The sequence below is a fragment of the Dysosmobacter segnis genome (assembly GCF_014297285.1).
Lineage (GTDB): Bacteria > Bacillota > Clostridia > Oscillospirales > Oscillospiraceae > Oscillibacter > Oscillibacter segnis.
The window spans coordinates 101,903-120,297 of sequence record NZ_JACOQI010000008.1 but is presented as its reverse complement, the minus strand read 5'-3'; the positions used below and the strand labels follow the sequence as shown (position 1 = coordinate 120,297).

The 18,395-nt window shown below is 53.2% G+C and carries 17 protein-coding genes; 6 read left to right on the top strand and 11 right to left on the bottom strand.

The window, feature by feature from the left end; genetic code table 11:
• Positions 1-36: 36 nt before the first annotated feature.
• On the bottom strand, positions 37-240 hold the full coding sequence (locus H8Z83_RS09950) for an IS3 family transposase (RefSeq protein WP_418737576.1): 204 nt from the start codon (positions 238-240) through the stop codon (positions 37-39).
• Here H8Z83_RS09950 and H8Z83_RS09945 point away from each other — a divergent pair.
• Positions 173-874 (top strand): IS66 family transposase, encoded by a 702-nt coding sequence (locus tag H8Z83_RS09945; RefSeq protein ID WP_366464076.1) that lies wholly within the window; start codon positions 173-175, stop codon positions 872-874. The two genes, H8Z83_RS09950 and H8Z83_RS09945, sit on opposite strands and share 68 nt — an antisense overlap.
• The gene (locus tag H8Z83_RS19595) at positions 828-938 is read left to right on the top strand and encodes a hypothetical protein (protein ID WP_243184903.1); all 111 of its coding nucleotides are present in this window, start codon (positions 828-830) and stop codon (positions 936-938) included. The genes H8Z83_RS09945 and H8Z83_RS19595 overlap by 47 nt, the downstream gene beginning before the upstream one ends.
• Positions 939-1,139: 201 nt before the next feature.
• Here the strand turns inward: H8Z83_RS19595 and H8Z83_RS09940 are convergent, their stop codons facing one another.
• From H8Z83_RS09940 to H8Z83_RS09930, 3 genes are all read right to left on the bottom strand, one after another.
• Positions 1,140-1,985 carry a carbohydrate ABC transporter permease gene (locus H8Z83_RS09940; protein WP_187014879.1) on the bottom strand — a complete coding sequence of 282 codons (846 nt, stop codon included), beginning with the start codon at positions 1,983-1,985 and terminating at the stop codon, positions 1,140-1,142.
• A gap of 2 nt (positions 1,986-1,987) precedes the next feature.
• Positions 1,988-2,860: a carbohydrate ABC transporter permease gene (locus H8Z83_RS09935; protein ID WP_187014878.1), complete on the bottom strand. Its 873-nt coding sequence runs from the start codon at positions 2,858-2,860 to the stop codon at positions 1,988-1,990.
• 95 nt (positions 2,861-2,955) lie between these two features.
• On the bottom strand, positions 2,956-4,272 hold the full coding sequence (locus H8Z83_RS09930) for an ABC transporter substrate-binding protein (protein ID WP_187014877.1): 1,317 nt from the start codon (positions 4,270-4,272) through the stop codon (positions 2,956-2,958).
• A gap of 301 nt (positions 4,273-4,573) precedes the next feature.
• Here H8Z83_RS09930 and H8Z83_RS09925 point away from each other — a divergent pair, with 301 nt between their 5' ends.
• The gene (locus H8Z83_RS09925) at positions 4,574-6,316 is read left to right on the top strand and encodes a sensor histidine kinase (RefSeq protein WP_187014876.1); all 1,743 of its coding nucleotides are present in this window, start codon (positions 4,574-4,576) and stop codon (positions 6,314-6,316) included.
• Positions 6,316-7,857, top strand: coding sequence for a response regulator (locus H8Z83_RS09920; protein WP_187014875.1), 1,542 nt, complete (start codon positions 6,316-6,318; stop codon positions 7,855-7,857). The genes H8Z83_RS09925 and H8Z83_RS09920 overlap by 1 nt, the downstream gene beginning before the upstream one ends.
• 42 nt (positions 7,858-7,899) lie before the next feature.
• Here the strand turns inward: H8Z83_RS09920 and H8Z83_RS09915 are convergent, their stop codons facing one another.
• From H8Z83_RS09915 to H8Z83_RS09895, 5 genes are read right to left on the bottom strand one after another with little or no spacing between them, the layout of a single operon-like run.
• Positions 7,900-8,796 carry a sugar phosphate isomerase/epimerase family protein gene (locus H8Z83_RS09915; protein WP_187014874.1) on the bottom strand — a complete coding sequence of 299 codons (897 nt, stop codon included), beginning with the start codon at positions 8,794-8,796 and terminating at the stop codon, positions 7,900-7,902.
• Between the two features lie 24 nt (positions 8,797-8,820).
• A complete protein-coding gene (locus H8Z83_RS09910; protein WP_187014873.1) occupies positions 8,821-9,792 on the bottom strand; it encodes an N-acetylglucosamine kinase in 972 nt (323 codons plus the stop codon).
• Positions 9,789-10,982: an MFS transporter gene (locus H8Z83_RS09905; protein ID WP_187014872.1), complete on the bottom strand. Its 1,194-nt coding sequence runs from the start codon at positions 10,980-10,982 to the stop codon at positions 9,789-9,791. The genes H8Z83_RS09910 and H8Z83_RS09905 overlap by 4 nt, the downstream gene beginning before the upstream one ends.
• Positions 10,983-10,987: 5 nt before the next feature.
• Positions 10,988-12,049, bottom strand: a complete 1,062-nt coding sequence (locus H8Z83_RS09900; RefSeq protein ID WP_187014871.1) for an SIS domain-containing protein — start codon at positions 12,047-12,049, stop codon at positions 10,988-10,990.
• A gap of 5 nt (positions 12,050-12,054) precedes the next feature.
• Complete coding sequence (locus H8Z83_RS09895; RefSeq protein WP_187014870.1) at positions 12,055-13,125, bottom strand: Gfo/Idh/MocA family protein; 1,071 nt, start codon at positions 13,123-13,125, stop codon at positions 12,055-12,057.
• Between the two features lie 234 nt (positions 13,126-13,359).
• Here H8Z83_RS09895 and H8Z83_RS09890 point away from each other — a divergent pair, with 234 nt between their 5' ends.
• Positions 13,360-14,115 carry a glucosamine-6-phosphate deaminase gene (locus H8Z83_RS09890; protein WP_187014869.1) on the top strand — a complete coding sequence of 252 codons (756 nt, stop codon included), beginning with the start codon at positions 13,360-13,362 and terminating at the stop codon, positions 14,113-14,115.
• Between the two features lie 258 nt (positions 14,116-14,373).
• On the top strand, positions 14,374-15,561 hold the full coding sequence (locus H8Z83_RS09885; RefSeq protein WP_187014928.1) for an ABC transporter ATP-binding protein: 1,188 nt from the start codon (positions 14,374-14,376) through the stop codon (positions 15,559-15,561).
• A gap of 549 nt (positions 15,562-16,110) precedes the next feature.
• On the opposite strand, the gene H8Z83_RS09880 is transcribed toward H8Z83_RS09885, so the two are convergent.
• Together H8Z83_RS09880 and H8Z83_RS09875 are read right to left on the bottom strand one after the other, a co-directional pair.
• Complete coding sequence (locus H8Z83_RS09880) at positions 16,111-17,037, bottom strand: carbohydrate kinase family protein (RefSeq protein WP_187014868.1); 927 nt, start codon at positions 17,035-17,037, stop codon at positions 16,111-16,113.
• Positions 17,024-18,388 (bottom strand): family 4 glycosyl hydrolase, encoded by a 1,365-nt coding sequence (locus H8Z83_RS09875; RefSeq protein ID WP_187014867.1) that lies wholly within the window; start codon positions 18,386-18,388, stop codon positions 17,024-17,026. The genes H8Z83_RS09880 and H8Z83_RS09875 overlap by 14 nt, the downstream gene beginning before the upstream one ends.
• Between the last annotated feature and the right edge of the window lie 7 nt (positions 18,389-18,395).

Below are 18,395 nucleotides of genomic sequence, written 5' to 3'. Positions count from 1 at the left end.
GCTGGCCGCTTTTTATGCGGCGAGACCAAGTTCGTGCTATTCCATCGGCGTCAACACGCCCAGTTTACGCTGCACCCGTCTGGTGTTGTAATAATGGATATAGGTCTCAATCATCTGCACAAGCTCGTGCTTGCTGGTAAACCGTCTGCCATAATAGCGTTCCTGCTTCAAAATGCCCCAGAAGCCCTCCATCGGGCCGTTATCAATGCAATGCGCTACGCGGGACATACTCTGCGGCATTCCCGCCTGCACGAGCTTGTTGTGGAAAGCTGAGTACCAAGAGGACCGAAAAGCAAAACACGCGGAAGAATTTCTGGACGGGTTCTCTGGCTGGCTTCATGCAGATAGATACCAAGGATACCACAAGCTGCCGGAACGCATCCGAGTGGTGGGCTGCGCAGCTCATGCCCGACGTAAATTTGATGAGGCACTGACCGCATTGCCCAAGGAACAGCAGCAAACCTCCAAGGCAGCAGAGGCGCTGTGCTATTTTGCGAAGCTGTTCCAGTTGGAACAGTCATTTGCGGAATTGAAACCGGAAGAACGCTATACCAAGCGGCTGGAGCAGGCTAAGCCTGTTTTAGACGCTTTATTGGCATGGGCAAATGATCTGATCCCCCGGACAGCGCCGAAATCCGCACTTGGCAAAGCACTGCACTACCTGAAAGAACAATGGCCATATCTCGTTCGATATCTGGAAGATGGCCGTCTGGAACTGAGCAACAACCGTGCCGAGCGCAGCATAAAGCCCTTTGTTATGGGGCGGAATTATGTCCTCTTCCCATTACGAAACGGCGAAGGAAAACGACTTGGACCCGTACCAATATCTGCTCTGGCTCCTGCAAAATGCGCCGGGTCTAAGCGAAACAGATGAGGCATGGGCTGAAAAGCTGCTTCCCGCGAGCGCTCCGGAAGAATGCTATATGCCGCAAAAATAGATGACCGCCATCTCAGTGAGCAAAAGCTCCTTGAGATGGCGGCCTTTTATACGTGGTTAGATTTTACGCTTACGGATATGCACCGTTCACGGTGCATATCCCTTTTTAATAATTATGGTCAGACAGTTGACGGATCAGCTGTTTTGCGGGACCGGTTCTGCGGATAGCAGACCGAGCGGCGTACCTTGGAGTTTAACGATCTCAACCCTTTACAGAGCCGGCGGTCAGGCTGGAGCATACCTGCTCCTGGAATATGGAGAATACGATGATGCTGGGTAGGACCGCAATGGTAATCGCCGCGAACATAGCGGTGTAATTGAAGCTGAACTGAGAGGTGAAGTAGCTCAGCGACAGCGGCAGCGTTCGCGTACTGGTAGAACTGGTGAGCAGCAGGGCAAATGTAAACTCGTTCCAGCTCCCAAGAAAAGCCAATACTGCCGCGCTGGCCAGACCACCTTTAGCACAGGGCATCATCACCTGCCAGAACGTGCGGAAAAAACCGGCTCCGTCAATATAGGCTGCTTCTTCCAATTCCGTGGGAATAGCGGCGAAGGCTGAACGCAGGATCATCAGGGAAATGGGCATGTTCAATGCGGTATAGACCAGAATAAGCGCCATCTTGGTGTCATACAGGTGTAGCTTGGTGATTACCGTGTACACGGGACTCATGAGCGCGGTGGATGGGATCACCATGGAAAGGGACAGGATCCCGAATATGAGATTTTTGAAGCGGAATTTTTTCTTAGCGAATACATATCCCGCCATCGCCAGAATGAAAACATTCAAAGCCGTACTGGCGAATGAGACAATAAGACTATTGACGAAGAATTTCAAAATAGGAGCCATCTCCAAAGCCTGCTTATAGCCGGAGAAACTGAAAGTGCTGGGCAGCTGCAAACCGTTAGAGAGGATTTCACGGTTGGTTTTGAAGGAGGACAGCACCACCCAAACGATGGGGAATAGCGCCACGAGGACGCAGAGCGCCATAAAGAGATAGGAAAAAACGCGGGCAGCCTTCTGCTTGGGGCTTAGCTTAAAATGTGTCATGATCAGTCCTCTTTATTCATACCGAACAAACGGTTAATCAGCGTCATGGTGATAAAGCCCACAATGATGATGACAACGCCGATGGAGTTGGCGTAACCGTAGTTATTGGCTTTCACGGTGGTGTACAGGTACAGCGGCAAGTTGGCAGTGGAAACGCCAGGGCCGCCGCCGGTGGTGATATAGATCATGGAGAACATCTGGAGCATATATGTAGCAGCCATGATGACCGTAGTGCCGATCATGCGTTTGACCAGGGGAAACATTACCAGCCGGTCGATCTGAAAACTGGTGGCGCCGTCGATTTTAGCGGCTTCAATAATGCTTTCGTCCGTGCTCAGGCACTGGGCCAACACCAATGTGGTGGTATAGCCAGCAAAGATGAACCATGTCATCGTTACAGCCGGGAAAGCGGTAGCCGTGTCGAATAGCCAGTTATGCTGTAAGTGTTCCAGACCGATTGCCTTGAGAAGAGAGTTCAAAGCGCCGTACTGCGCATTGTACAGATTCAAAAAGATCATGGCGATAGCGGACTGAGAGATAATATTCGGAATCATGTAGGTCACGCGGACAAATTTCCAGCCATGGGGCTTTTTGTACAGAATAAATGCCAGAACGGTGCCAAGCGCCACATGGAGGACGCAGTGAATGGCGATCCAAACCACTGTGTTCTTCAATACCGGCAGAAATTTGGCATCCTGTGTAAAAAGTTTTATAAAGTTACTGAAACCGATGAACTCAAAGGTCCGTGGTAGCAAACGATAGTCAAATAGGGACGTTGCGAAAACCATGACCAGCGGGATTGCAAAGATCAATAGGAAAATAATACAGGTGGGGGCCAAAAATAGAGCGATCCACCCGGTGTTTCGTTGTTTCATGGTCCATCTCCTTGGAGGCGGTAAGTCGGTAGAATGTGGGGGGAAGCGGGCTGCCGAACTACATTCGGCAGCCCGCTCCGCGAAGTTGTAGCAGATCAGGTCACAGGGTTGGCGGTGGCAAAGTCCGTCAGAACCTGACAGAACTGCTCGGGCGTATCAGCACCGGAAGCCAAGTTGGGCAGTTCAGCACTGAAAGTATCCTCCAAACCGGGGACCATCAGGCCGGTCAAAGTGTTGCCGCGCTTTTCGCAGACGGAAGCCTGCTCCAGGAAGTCAGCCAACAGGGGAAACGCGTCCAGTGCGGTCTGGGTGATTTCCACGGTGGCACCGGCGGGAACCATGCCCTGCGTTTCCAGAGCAGTCTGCTGGGCCTTGGGGCTGGTGAAGAACTTCACCATGGCAATACCAGCCTCTTCAAGAGCAGGATCAGACTGCTTGGTAACGAACATACCCTCAATAGGGGCATCATAGACAAATCCACCGGGATAGGTCGCAACACCAACCTTATCGGAAAAGCCCTCAGTGGTTTTGGAGGTATCAGAGAAATCGCCAATCATCCAGGGGCCATTGCAGATCATAGCCACGTTTTCGGAGAAGAAGTTATTGGCTGCATTCTCATAAGCGCCGCCGTTGGCATCCAAGGTCGTGCAGGTTTGATAAAGCTTCTGAATCTTGGCAATGGCATCCACCACGCTGGGAATGTTATAGTTGGTGGGATAAGAAGTGTTCATGAACTCAAGACCTTCATCGCCGCTGCCAGCGATCATGGCGCCGAGCAGAAGCTGTGTGCACCAAGCGCCGTCGGCGGTATCCATGGCCAGCGGCGTGATGCCAGCGGCCAGAAGACGATCGCAGTTGTCGAAGAATTCCTCCCAGGTTTCAGCGGGCTTGATACCAGCCTGATTAAACAGTTCCTTATTATAGTAATAACCGATCAACTGTCCCTCGGAAGAAGATGCGTATATTCTGCCGTCACGGCAGTCTGTGGATTCCCAAGTCTCGTTGTACATGGCCTTCCACTCCGGGTCAGCGTTAACGGCATCGGTCAGATCCACAACCAGATCAGCCTGCAGTGCCAGATCCAGCAGCTTATAGCCGCCGCCGTAAACCACAGGAGGCAACTCCCCGGAGGAAATCATGACTTTGATTTTATCGGCATAGTTGGCATCGCCAGGAACATCTTCCACCTCAATGCGGTACTTACCGGCATATTCGGCGTTGAATTCTTCTACCAACTTGGCAACAACAGGAGCTGCCGTGTTGGCACCGACCTGAAAGGTGGGATATTTGATCACGATTTCTTTGCTGGAAGCACTGTCCTCACTGTTGGAGGGTTGGGAAGATGACCCACCGCAGCCAATAAGGGCCAGCAGCATCGCAAGGGAGAGAAGGCAGGCGAACATTCTTTTCATACTTTTTCCTCCTTTTATATGAGAGGCGCGCAGTACAAGCCTCTTTGTAATTCACATTGTACCATATCGTCTGTGAAAAGTAATAAGATTCTTTTGTCCTGATTCTTAGGCAAATCTGTTCTGACAGGATAAAATGCTGTGCTGCCAGCGAAAACTACTAAAATTTATTATTAAAAACGATGAAATTTTATTTATCCTTAAAGCTCGATCAATTTGCAGCGACTTGCCTCACCAGCAGATATCTGCTATATTGTTTTAGACAAAACGAGAAACGCGGGAACATCGGAGAGGTGAATGAAACATGAAACGGCAGAAATCCTTGTTGCTGCGGTTACTGACCATTGTAACGATTACGATTTTAGCACCGTCTATTCTGACATTCTTGGTGTTTTTCCGCACAGTTCCGGAGCGAATGGAAACACAGGCACAGGCAAATGTAGGCTTTTACATCGATCAGACCAATTCCTCCGTGAAAAACTCTATGGAATTGGCTCGAGAGGTGGCCTTCAGCGCGCTGGGAGACCCTATGCTGCAAAAGAACATGCAGAGAACAGAATTTTATCTGAGCAGTATGGGACGTGGCGCCTTGGAACAGATGGTAGGCAGCGTAACAGCCTATCAATCCGCCTGGAGCCGTAATGTGCTGAGCAGTATTTATCTTTTTCGGGACGACGGTCAGTACACCTTTTATTCCGCCAAGGGGGGCTATGCGCAGGAACAACGCCGCATGGAGAACATCTGTAACCAGAGTCTGGAACTGTCCTCGGCCAAAACGCTGTTTCAGATTCCCGGTGCGCCGGAGAATATGGTGTATTTTCTGCTGGATTATAAAAACATTGACACCATGGCGCACTTGGGCAAGCTGGTGATGGAACTGGATGTGAGTTCTATGGTCAATGCGGATGGGTTGATGGAACTGTATCCCGGCACCTGCCTGATTCTCAGCAACACAGACGGCGAACCGCTTTACACTCTGGGAGATGAACCGGAAACTGCGGACAGAGTGATCGCAGATTCGAATATGGAGAGCTTTTCACGATTGGGTACAGGCCACAGCCGAGACCGCTACTACCATGTCAGCAGACAGATCCAAGGCTGCCAGATGCAAATGGATGTGTTTGTTCCGGCAGCAGCAATTTACAACCAGGTATGGAGTACAAATCTGATTTTTTTTGTGTCCTGTATTCTGATCCTGTTACTGACGACAGCCGCTGCCTCGCTGGGGTATTATCTGGTAATGCGGCCTTTGCGGGATATGGAAACGGCGCTGCGGCGCATGGCTGCATCGGATTATACGGCAAGAATGCCCTGCAGTAACTGTCGGGAGCTTGCGGTGTTGGAAGAGGCCTTCAATGCCATGGCCGATCATTTGGACGCTGCTTTTGAGGAAACTTATCAAAAGGGTATTGCGCTGCGCGAAAGTGAATCCAGACTTTTGGCAGCTCAGATCAATCCTCATTTTGTATTCAATGTCCTGGAAACGATCCATATGCGCTGCGTGGAAGCGGGTTTAAAGGACCTTTCCCGTATGGTTACGGATCTGGCTCAGCTTTTGCGGGGCAACATGGGTGCCGGCGGAGGAAGCCAGAAGATCACCTTCGCCCAAGAACTTGACTATGTCCGCTATTACATGGATCTGCAGCAGAGCCGTTTCGGAGCGGCGAATCTGCACTTTTCTGTCGATTATGAGGATGAGGATATTTTACACTGCCTCGTACCAAGGCTGACGATTCAGCCTCTTGTGGAAAATGCTGTGGTCCACGGTCTTGAGCCGCGGCGGGGGCTTGGCAGCGTCATGGTACGGTTATGGGAAGAGGACAGCAGCGTCTGCGTTCGAGTGGAGGATGACGGCGTAGGATTTGATCCGGCGGAAGTGGATCTGGAGAAAGCGCAGGAGGCCGGACGGCACAATCATATTGCTTTGCCTAATATTCTGCGGCGGCTGAATCTGCTTTACGGCGATCAGGCCTCCCTTACCATTCGGTCCCATCCGGGATCTGGAACACAGATCATGCTGGCATTGCCAATAGACAAGGAGATGTGATGATGTATTCTGTTATGCTGGTGGATAATGAGCCGATCATCCCCAAGGGACTGATGAAGCTTATTGATTGGCGCAGCTGTGACTGCCAAATATCGGCAGTAGCCAGGGATGGTATAGATGCAGTCCGTCAGATCCGGGAACAAGCGCCTGACATATTGATTACGGACATCCGCATGCCGGAAATGGACGGCTTGCAGCTGTGCGCCTGGGTGCGTGAACACTGCCCGCGGACGCAGATCATTCTGCTGACAGGCTTTCCGGATTTTGAATATGCCCAGCAGGCCATTCAGTATCAGGTGGCGGCCTTCGTGCTCAAACCCACAACGGAGGATGCGCTGACGGAAGCATTGAACAAAGCCTGCCGTCTGCTGGAAAAAGACGGCAGTGCCGCGGCGGAGCAGCGAAACCTGCTGTTGGAACAGCAGCTGCTTTTGGGAGAAATGATTTTTCATAATCGTCACTCTCTGCTGTACACACTGACACGGCTTAATGCGCTTCATATTCAGCTGGACAATTACTATGTCCTCAGTATGCACGTGCTTTCCCGTGAAGAAACTGGCGATGTATGTGCCATGCTGCAAGAAGCCCAGCGGATCCTATGTGCCTGTGCCGGGGAAAGAAAACTTTATCTGATTTCCCGCAGTGATAACTGCTGCTATGCTGTTTTGCAAATGGAGACCGGGCAAGACCCTCAGTCTATCTGCGTGCAGGCGGTGGAAGAGGTGGACCGGAATACGGACTTCGTGCTGACGATTGGCATCAGCCGTCACCATCAGAATTCACTGCATCTCTCCGTGGCGGCAAGCGAGGCAGATGATGCCCAGCAATTCACCCTATACAGCAGCCAGCCCTCTGTTATGCGGAGCGAGGATCTGCCGAAGTTCTCCGAAAATACGGCGAAGGATCTGCTGGAAAGACTCCGGCTGGTAGAAAGCGCTTTGGAAAACCGTAGCCGGGATGCGGCGGCCAAAAATCTCGAGGAACTCTTTACCTGTATGCATCAGGCAAAAATTCCCTTTTCCGGGATGCAGCAGATTGGCAGGCTGCTGCACAGCTTCTGCACAAGTCTGCTTTTGAGCCATAACCTTTCCGATGGCAGCTTACCGGAGGACTACGCAGCCCTGCACTGCGAAACGCCGGCTGAACTGGAGACTGAATTGCGGACAGTAGTACGGGAGACGCTGCTACGTGTCGGCAGAACGCCGGATAATATCGACAGCATCATCTATGAGGTCAAGCAATACATTGATGAGAATTACAGCATGAACCTTTCTCTGGATCTGCTGGCGGCGCAGGTACATCTGAGTCCCAGCTATTTCAGCAAACTCTTTAAACGCGAGATGGGGGAAAACTTCAGCACTTATATTCTCAATACCCGTATAGAGCAGGCAAAGCTGCTGCTGCAGACCACGGATAAAAAGGCTTATGAAATTGCAGAGGCTGTGGGAATCTACGATCCGGTGTATTTTTCCAAAATCTTCAAAAAAGTTACCGGTGTCAAGCCAAAAGAGTACCGCAGCCAGACGAATGGGCACATTTAGATCGAAAAAACGTGAGACAGTAATGCTGTCTCACGTTTTTATTCATTCCTGGGGGATCAAACGGATGCGCTGCAGATACTTCAGATTGCGCTTCGCCATGGCAAAGGCCTCGTCCGTGGTGGCGTGGGGACAATCTTGCTCGATAATGCCCACACCGTTGAAATTCAGCCGATCCAGAAGGTCTCGGTAGGCTTCATAGTCGATGACGCCATCCTCCAGATCGCACATCATCTCATCCTGTCGAGGATCGTCCGGGGCAAGACCGCCTTCCAGTTCCAGCCGGCGAATAGCGGGGGATACATTCTTGAAATGCAGATAGGGAATCCTGTCGATGTGTTTTTCCAGAAAATCCAGAGCAGTGCGGTCGCCTCGCTGCCAACCGCCGTTGGCAGCGGCGAAGTGGCCGTTATCATAGCAGATGGAGAGACCCAGATCGATCAGTTCCTCCAATTCCTCCGGCGTTTCAATCAGGGATCTGCGCTCCGGGTGCATCAATACTTCCACGCCATAGGTCTCCCGGCAGTAACGGCCCATCTCTGCAAAAATGCCGAACGTACGTTTTTTGGCTTCTGTCAGTTTATCCTTTTCGCCGGGAGCAAAGGCTGTGCCGTCCATAGACATCATATAATGCACATCGAATGCCAGCAGACGTTTGCACAGATCATCCACGTCCTTGCGTACATCAGCAAAGGATGACGCCTTGAGAAATTCATAGCAGGCGGTGCCACCGCAGATAGAAAGCCCCCGGCTGTCAAGTTCATCACGCAGTTGTTCCACATCTGTGGGGAGATATCCCACAGGTCCCAATTCGAGCGTTTTATATCCGGCCTGAGCAGCCTGATCCAAAAAGACGTTGTAGGGTGTGCGGGAAGGGGTGCCGTCCGGCCACCATACCCCCCATGAACAAGGGGCAGTGCCGATCGTGACTTGAATACTCATAGTTTATTCGACCTTTCTGTTCGATCATAGCGCCTGCGCGGCATTTGCCAGCAGGTCATCCAAAGCTGCGGGGGAAATAAACCGCTCTGCTGCCAGGGCGGTAGCCCCGATCACGGGGGAATAGAGGGGCGGTTCTATGGTGAAGCCGTTTTGTTCCATCTCTTTGCGGAAAGGCTGCAAAATGATCTCTCCCGCGTGGAAGAGCCCGCCGGAATAGGAGACGCGGACAGGAACTTCAACAGGGAAGTCCAGTTTGCAGCGAATGGCTACGGCGGTTTCAGCCAGTTCTGCGGCGGCGCGGCGATAGATATCCAGCGCGGAGGTGTCTCCCCTGCGGGCGGCCCGCAGGGCTACCGGCTGAAGCTGGGCCAGAAGTGCGGAATTATTTCGAACCTCCGTTTGAAGATACCCGGAAACATACAAATCTTTGGTGATCCCCAGAGCACTGCGTACCTCCTCATATATAGCGGAACGTGGGCGGCGGCCGTCTGACTGCTTGACGAATTCCGTGATTAACTGCCGTGCAACCCAGCTGCAGGAACCCTCATCTGCAAAAAACAGGGACCACCCGCCCACACGGTAACCGTGCCGCTGCGGATCTCTTCCATAGGCCACGGACCCGGTTCCGGCCACCACGTTGATACCGGGCTTGGCTGCCAGAGAACCGGCCCATCCGGCCACAGAGTCATTGTCGATCAAGATCTGCCCGCATCCCGGCAGCGCCGCCCGCAGGGCAGCAGGGAAGCTGCTTTCCGTGCCGGGGATCTCACCGTATCCCGTGAGCGCGAACATGGCAGAGGCAACATCGGCAGCGTTGATCCCAGCGTCAGCTAAAAGCGATTCGGCACTGTCTGCCATCAGCCGCGCAAAGCCGTCTTCACCCAGGAATGCACAGTTACAGCCGGAAAAAGTCCGATGGGCCAGCACACGGCCCCTCTCATTGCACAAAAGCCATTCAGTTTTTGTAGAACCGCCGTCACAGCCAATGAAAATCATTCGGATACCCTTCTTTCTTTCGGAATGTGAGCAGCTTTCCAGGCAAATGCGCTGCCGAGAAATGCCAGTAAGCTCATCAGAGAAAACATGCGGTGGATGCCGACGGCATCCGCTACGGCACCGCTGAGCGTATTCCCCACCATGGCGGCAAGACCGGATCCAAGAGCCTGAAAGACCAGGTGGGCGGTGGAAAGGCGCTGCGGGGATACCGTTCTTAATATGAAATCCACGCAGGCAGGTGTAAACAGCGCGAAAGAAAGCGCTTGCAGCGACGATGCGGCCAAAGGCACCCACAGACTGTGAGCGAAGCCCAGCGTCAGCGCACGTAAACCGTAAAATACCATGGCGGCAGACATCAGAACCGCAGGGCTTGCACACAGCCGGTCACGCAGGCGGGTGTATCCAATCATCACAGGCAGTTCGCAGATCGCCTGCACAAAAAGCGCCGCGCCTACATGCCGTTCCGTCCCGCCTAAAGCGAGAATGAGCACAGAATGAAAACTGTCGATAGCGCATGAGGCCAGCATACACAGGAAAGAGGCCAGGAGCATCAGCCGATACGCCCGGTTTCCGGCTAAGGCGGCGGCATCATGATGAAGTGCTGTAAAAAAGCCGACGGAGGAAGCTGACGCGGGCGCCGGATTGGGCAGGTGCAGGATCACGATTGCCAGCAGTATGAACAGTACCCATAAAATCACACTTCCCGGACGAAAGCCCCACCGGGCGGCTGCCCAGCCAAAGACCATAGCCCCCAGCGCAAAGGACAGCGACCCACCGGCGCGGGTGGCACCGTAATTGAGCACATACCCCTCGCTGATAAGCCGCAGCGCCCAAGCGTCCACAAAGTTCATCATGCACACAATGGTCACATTCAGCCCCATAACGGCAACTGCCGTTACTGCTGGGCGGGCGTCACCCCCAAAAACCAGCAGACAGTAGCAGCTGATCCCTGCGGCGGTGGCCAGCAACGTAACCTGCCGGGCACACGCAAAATGGTCGTTGAGATAACCCCATACCGGTCGGGCAAGGGTGGCCGCCAGCGCCGCCAAAGTCATCACCCGTCCGATACGCATAGGGGAATAGCCGAAAGACACCAGAATGGGCGACACATATGCAACGGCAATGCAGTCAATTAAGATCAGCAGTGCCTGCAAACCGAGAAACGGCAGATTCAATGGGCGTTTTTCCATAGCCGTTACTCCATTTTACTGCCCATCAGGGCAAAAAAATCCGGATAACGGCGGCGGGAGGTATCGATTCCACGGGCAGCAGATAGAACGGCGGCCAGAGTTTGCACAGCGGGCAGATAGGTGAGACAGCGGAGCTCACGGCATTCGGTATCCAGCAGATTCAAAGCGGTGAGATCATTTTCCACACCGCCAGGAGCAATGAGAAAGCACTGCGCCCCCACAGAACGGGCAAAGGCGGTAAGCGTCAGCATCCGCGTCCGCTCGGTATGCGTTTCCGGCGGCAGCAGGCAAATGAGACAGGCATCACCATCTAAGGCGTTCTGAACCCCGTGGGTATATTCGTCTAAAGGATAGCAGGAAACCGGCAGGTAGTTTGTTTCAAGCAGCTTTAGAGCGGCTTCCTGAGCAGCCCCCAGACCATCGTTTCCGGCGATGACGTACAGGTGGCGGAAGGGAATTACTTCCTCCAAATGTGCGCGGCTCCATATCTGTGCGCGGCGAAGATTTTCCGCCGATTGGATAATCAGCGCATCCATCGCGGCATATAATCTCGTCCGGTAAGATTCATCGCGGCAAACGGAAAGCCCCAGCAGCATCAGCGTCAACACCGTGGCGGTGACCCCCTTGGTTTTGGCGCCGATACGCTCCTCACCGATGAGCAGTGGAATGGCCAGCGACGCCGCCTTTCCGACAGGAGAATCCAGATGTTCTGTCAGCGCGACAACAGGATAACCCTGTGCCCGCAGGGATCGGATCAGTGTATATGTATTGGTGCTGATGCCGCTTTGGGAAACGGCAATATACAACGGGTGCGCAGCACGGCAGCGGATCAGCTGTTCTTCCTGCGAGGGAACGAAGCAGCTGACTTCTACGCCGAACGCCTGCTCCAGAACTGGCCGTGCCATCAGTGCGGCATAGTGGGAGGAACCGGAGCCGATCAGGATTACCCGATCAGGCTTCGGCTCCAGCACGGCAAAGGGAGCAGTCAGACTTTCCCGCTTATCCAGCAGAGCCTTCCACACAGCGCTCTGTTGGGAAATATAGCGTTGAAGCAGTGACTCATCCATGCGAATTACTCCTTGATCTTCATACAGATGTCGCGGAACAGCTTCAGGTCAGCCATGGCGTCAGAAAAATCAGATTTGGGCTTAGTGCCATTTACTATGCAGTCGTGGTAATATTTGACCTCGTTTTCAAAGGCATCTCTGTAGTCAGGGCCATACAGAGTGGTCTTGGTATCGTTCTTGGTGGATTCGATCACCTCAAAGGTCTGGGGCTGATACCGCAGATAGGGAGTTTCGTATTTGATCTTCATGCGGCGGTCATGCTGATAGATCTCGATGGCGGCATCAAACTGCACCACATCCTGATCGTTGACGATTTCATATACCGCGAGGAAATCCTCATAGCGGAACACGATGACCACATGCTCTCCCTGAACGGAGACAGATTCGATCTCCACCGGCAGTCCCACCAACTCACGGACGGCGGCTAACGTGTGGCAGCCAAGGCCAGTGAGCATCACATAGGTAATGCGCTGCTGTTCCGTGCAGCCTTCGCCCAGAGCACGTCCCACCTGTTCCCGGCGCAGACGTCCGCTCTCCTCCTTGGCAGACTGGGGAATGTCGCTGGACAAATAGGGCAGACGGGTCTGTCCCATGAAAAAGTCGCCCTCCAGAATAATGTCACGGAAACGCATATATTCGATCTTTCGGTCATCAGCTTGCAGCAGTTCCTTGCACTTGAGGAAGCCATTACCGTAGCGGCGCATATAGCCCACCATGCACACCAGCTCAGGATGTGCCTTTTCGGCAGCAATCAGCTTTTCCAGATCCTCCATGCAGAGGGTAACAGGTTTTTCCACAAACACATGTTTCCCGGCCTCCATAGCGGCCAGGGCATATGCGGCATGGTACTGATCGGGGGAGCAGACAAATACGGCATCCACATTGGGATCTTTTACCAACTCATAGGGGTCGGTATAGGGTGTTGCGTTGTACTTTTTCGCGATAAACGCAAGCTGAGTGGGGGAAATATCGGACACGGCAGTAATCTGATACTGCTCATGTAGCCCGCTGAGAATGGGCAGGTGCATCAGCTGAGAAACGGTACCGATTCCAATAACGCCGACTTTAACGATCATAAAAAAGTCTCCCTTCTTAATAGTGCCGCACAATGGAGAGCGGCTATCATGCTCTTTCATTGTAAAGAAAGCGGAAGAGGTAAGCAATGAAGTTTTTCGCACAGTTTCTATAAAAATTTTGCCGTGCTCTGATGGCAAAAAAACTCAGAAAATGGGACAAAATCGTTATAACGAAACAGATGGCTTTGATGGTATGATACATACAGGAGTACAATCTGAAAGGAGAACTGTTATATGCAGGTACTCGTTGCGAAAAATTATGACGCCATGAGTCGTGTCGCCGCGGATATAGTGGAGCACCAAATCAAAGCGGAGCCTCAGGCGCTGATCAGTTTTCCCGGCGGTGATACGCCGGTCGGTATGCTGGAGGTATTCTGCAGTAAGGTGAACCGCGGAGAGATCGACCCCGCCGAATTGAAGTTTGTCCAACTGGATGACTGGGTAGGCATTGGTCCGGACGATGCGGGCAGTTGTTCCAACTTCATCCGTGAAAAACTGTTGAAAAAGATGAGCAAACCGTTTGCTGATGCCTTCCTCTTTGATGGCTCTCAATCAGACATTGACGCCCAGCTGGAGGAACAGGATGCCTTTATCGACCGTTATGGCCCCATTTCTGTGGAAGTGTTGGGGATCGGCATGAACGGACACTTAGGTTTTAACGAGGATGGCGTGGATTTTTCACTGCGCTCCCACCGGACGCCGCTGAGCGCCACAACAAAGTCTGTGCAGCGGAAGTATTTTAGCGGTCAGGATCTCCCTTTGACAGAGGGGATTACGCTTGGAATTGCCCAGATCATGGAATCCAAAACAGTAATTGTGATTGCCAATGGCAAAAAGAAGGCTGAAATTGTGGCGGAGGCGATCTTGGGACCAGTGACTAACCGAGTGCCTGCTTCTGTGCTGCAAGAGCATCCAAACTGCATTTACCTGCTGGACGATGAAGCGGCGTCTTTACTGCCTGCGGATTTGCCGGGGCTTCAGGAAATCTGATCTGCTGCCTTTTGGACTATATGCTGTTGCGGCAGGCGGTTTGTTGGTCTGCTCAGTGAAACGCGGGATTCGCCGGAACTTACTAACCAATCTATACGGCTTCGCCAGCTCTCCATGATATCAGCTTCGGAGCCAGATCAAAAAGGAGGAATACCGCAGGCCTGCGGTGCGGCAGTGTGGAGACCTGCCGTAAGCCGTGTTGTTTTGACAACCGGGAGAAAGCGTATGCGGAGGCAGCGCTTTCAGGGTCTTATTGCCATGGCAGAAGTCATTTTAAAGAATATCAAGAAGGTCTATCCCCATCAGGAGCCTAAGAAAAAGAAGAAGGGCGAGCCGGAGAAAAAGACCAACCTCCAGATCACGGAGGAGGGCGTTCTGGCCGTTGATAACTTCAACCTGCACATTCAGGACAAGGAATTCATCGTGCTGGTTGGACCATCCGGCTGCGGCAAGTCCACCACCCTGCGGATGGTGGCCGGTCTGGAGGAGATCTCCGGCGGCGAGCTGTACATCGGCGGCCAGCTGATGAACGATGTGGCCCCCAAGGACCGGGACATCTCCATGGTGTTCCAAAACTACGCCCTGTACCCCCACATGACCGTTCGGGAGAACATCGCTTTCCCCCTGAAGCTGCGGAAAATGGACAAGGCTGAGATCGATCAGCGGGTGGAGCAGGCGGCGGAGATCCTGGACATCACGGAGTATCTGGACCGCAAGCCAAAGGCCCTTTCCGGCGGCCAGCGTCAGCGTGTGGCCATCGGCCGCGCCATCGTCCGGGAGCCGAAGGTCCTGCTGATGGACGAGCCTTTGTCTAACCTGGACGCCAAGCTCCGCAACCAGATGCGGGCAGAGCTGATCAAGCTGCGCCAGCGCATCAACACCACCTTTATCTACGTGACCCACGACCAGACGGAGGCCATGACTCTGGGCGACCGCATCGTCATTATGAAGGACGGCGTCATCCAGCAGATCGGCACGCCGCAGGAGGTCTTTAACCACCCCGCAAACCTGTTTGTGGCCGGCTTCATCGGCATGCCTCAGATGAACTTCTACGATGCCGAGCTGGTGCTGGAGGACGGGCAGTATGCCGTGGTGCTGGACGGCGCCAAGGTGACCCTGCCGGAGGAGAAGCAGGCCAAGCTGAAGGCCAACGGCGCGGCAGCCAGCCCCATCACGCTGGGCGTCCGGCCTGAGCACCTGATCCTCAGCGGTGATGAGAGTTCCATGATCCACGGCACCGTGGACGTCAGCGAGATGATGGGCAGCGCCGTCCATCTCCACGTCAGCGCCTGCGGCAGCGATACCATCATGATCGTTCCCACCACGGAGCTGGAAAGCACCTCCGCGTTTACCATCGGCAGCCCCATCGCCTTTACCTTCAACGGCGCTATGGCCCATCTTTTCGACCGGAATACCAAGAAAAATCTGGAATGGCTTGAGAAATAATTTACGGTCGCTCCCCGTGTACAGTTATATATTTCGTTGATTAGCGGAAAGAACGGCGTTTTTGATTGGATTGTTGGCTGTTTTGCGCTGAATTGCATAATTTTGGACATGGTTTGCTCTCTTCATTCAGGTGGGCATATCCCACAACTTTATTCTGACGGAGTCTGCAAACCATGTCTTTTTTTGTGCAGCTTCTCCTGTTGAATCAGACGGATGGGAAAAACGTCGTCTTACCTGATATAAAAAATAGCGCCTGCCGCAAGACAATGTCCTGCGGCAGGCGCTATTTTTTAGGTTTGCAGACTGCCTGAATATGATATACCACTGTCACCGACTGCTCAAAGCATATGCCGTATGCCCGCTTAGCCATGCGAATAATGTTTCTTGAAATACAGTCTGACTTTGAGAGATTCATCATGGTATCCGATGATCCCATTCTGATCTCTCGGTACAGGCATTGGGAAGGAGTGACCCCATTGACAGCCTTGCGGTCCACACCGGTATGATCTCTGGCGTGAAAAATTCTCGTGGTGTGCGTTTTTCTTTGTGTCAGGGAAGCAGACTGCGGTAGCGTGCAGCCTTTTCCAACAGCTCCGCTTCTGTGCAGTAGGCTGTCAGGCAGCCTACTGCGGTGACGCATTTGCCGCCGGTGATGTTGCCGTACAACACACATTCAGCCAGAGAGCAGTCATGATAGAGACCATACAGGAAACCGGCCAGAAAGGCGTCGCCCGCGCCGGTGGAGTCCTGATGTACATATTCCGGGATCACAGGGATCACCTGCTGCACGCCGTTTTCCTGAATGAGACAGCCGGAAGCATCCAGCTTTACCACCACTTTCTGGAAAAATTCACTCAACACCCGGGCAGCCTCTTCCGGCGTGTTTGTGCCGGTGATTTTCAGCGCTTCCTTCTGGTTCGGTGTGTAGAAATCTGCCAATTCCAACATGGGGCGGTATTTTTCGATGGACATCTCATCGTCCCAGCCAGTATCCAGCGTCAGAAGAGTTCCCTCCTGATGCAGTTGCCGGTAGACTTCCGGGAATCGAAGATCCATGGCGCAGATGGACGCTCCCTTGGAGTCTGCGTAAACCTGCTCTAATACCGTATCCGTCACCGGAAAACCATCAGAATAGGAGCAGAAGGTTCGGTCGCCCGGCGTCAGCATAGCGACGGAGATATTCAGGGGAATCGCATCCGTCTGTGGGCAGAGGTTAAAGGGAGTTACACCGGCGGACTCAAAGGCATCCCGAGCAAAACGAGAGAACATATCCTTTCCCAGCCCTGTCTGGATACGCACAGGTATGCCTAAGCGCCCCAGATTGATAAGGGTGGCGGGCAGTCCGCCGCCCATTTGCAGGGAAAATCCCTTGGAATAAAGTTCCTGCCCTTCTTCCGGCAGCCGGGGCAGACCTGAGAAAAACAGGTCAATGTTTACATTAGCGGCGCCGGAGATAAACGTCTTACTTCCAACCATCACTATATCCCGTATTCAGCGCAATGTAGGAATCCACCAGTTTCACGGCCAGCGAATAGGAATTCACCAGAGGATGAAGGGTCAGGCAGTCAATGGCGGCCGTCCGGCTTTTTTCTCGGATAGCCTTAGATGCCAGCCGCTCATAGGCTTTTACCCGGCGGATCAGTTCCAACGCCCGTTCGTCGCCATCCGTGACCTTATGAGGCGTACAGCTGTCAGGCGCGATGTCGCAGGTGATCTCTACAATGTCGTTATCCCGCAAGCCGGGGATGGCTCCTTGGTTGGGAGCGCAGAGGATCATGCTGCCCGCTTTGCCGGACTCCACAATATCAATGAAACGCAGAGCCACGCCGGCATAGCCGCCGGCATCAGGGGCAAACACATCGAAGGTCCACGCCTTATTGCGGTGGATACCGGTCTCGTTGGCCATGTAAGCGTCTTCCCGTCGGCCATACCACTTTTCAAAGCACTTCAGGCAACTTTCAAAGTCGTTTTCAATATCCATTTTGGAAAGTTCTGCCGTCATTTGACGATTGATGTCCTCGATGACTTCGCCGCGGGTCTGAGGGGCGTGGAGAATATTGCTGACAGCCTGTTCCCGATAATAGAAATAGTAAAGATATTCGTTAAGCACGCAGCCCATATGTTCCAGTAGATCCTTGCCGAAAAAGCGCATATCTGTTTCACGATAGGCGTCGTCCCGGCTAATCAGTTCCGGCATGATCTCCTTGCCGTCAATTTTGATGGAGCGGAAAAAGGAGAGATGGTTCAGACCGTAGCATTCGCCTACGATCCGATCCGCAGATACACCGTAGAGGTCCGCAAATTGGTGCAGCATGCCGCTGGGGGCATCGCAGATCCCATAGGTGAAGTCATAGCCCATATCTCGCAGAGTCTGAGAGACAACGCCGGCGGGATTGGTAAAGTTGAAAACCTTCACGGTTGGCTTGGCATATTGACGAATCAGTTCGCAATACTCTGCCAATGCCGGAACGGAGCGCATGGCAAAGGAGAGACCGGCAGCGCCGGTGGTTTCCTGTCCCAGCACACCGTTGGCCAAGGCGATGCGCTCCTCTCGCACCCGCATGTGATCGCCGCCCACTCGAATCGTGGTGATGATATAGTCGGCATCTTTCACGGCGTCTACGGCATCCGTGGTCAACCGGAATTTCAGCTCCGGATTGAGCATCCGGGAGACATGCGCGGCCAGACCGCCGTAAATCCGCAGTTTTTCCCCATCGTTATCCATGAACACCAGTTCAGTGATATGGAGTTCCGCCGCTTTCTGGGCAATGCTCTTTGCCAGGAACATGGAGCGGACACCGCCGCCTCCGATGACTGTCAGTTTCATGCTTGAT